The sequence below is a fragment of the Vibrio sp. 10N.222.49.C9 genome (assembly GCF_041474985.1).
GTDB lineage: Bacteria > Pseudomonadota > Gammaproteobacteria > Enterobacterales > Vibrionaceae > Vibrio > Vibrio crassostreae_C.
Map to the genome: position 1 here is coordinate 1 of NZ_JBFRVD010000484.1, position 433 is coordinate 433.

The 433-nt window shown below is 51.0% G+C and carries 1 pseudogene; it reads left to right on the forward strand.

Annotation, left to right across the window (positions count from 1 at the left end):
* Positions 1–433, forward strand: a pseudogene (gene metL / locus AB4585_RS24110) (bifunctional aspartate kinase/homoserine dehydrogenase II); the annotation flags it as partial.

Consider the following 433-nt stretch of genomic DNA (forward strand, 5'->3'; position numbering starts at 1 on the left):
CTACTGCAAGAAGTGCTGAACAATGAATTTACAGCACTTAGCGCCTTAAACGCACCGATGAGCGAATCACAGAAATCAGCTGCGCTTGGTCATGGTGAGGTGTGGTCATCTCGCCTGCTGGCCGCTCTTCTTAGCGATAAAGATATGGACAGTGTGGCTATTGATTCTCGTGATTTCTTGCGTGCTGAAATTGGTACACAGCCAGAGATTGACCGAGGATTGTCGTGGCCGTTAGCGAAATCAGTGGTCGCACAGCACCCACATCGACGTCTGGTGGTTACCGGATTTATGGCTCAGAACCAAGAGGGCGAAACCGTTCTGCTTGGGCGCAATGGCTCTGACTATTCGGCAACGATTGTTGGTGCATTGGCTGAAGTCTCTAAGGTGACTATTTGGAGCGATGTAGCAGGGGTTTACAGTGCCGATCCGCGCA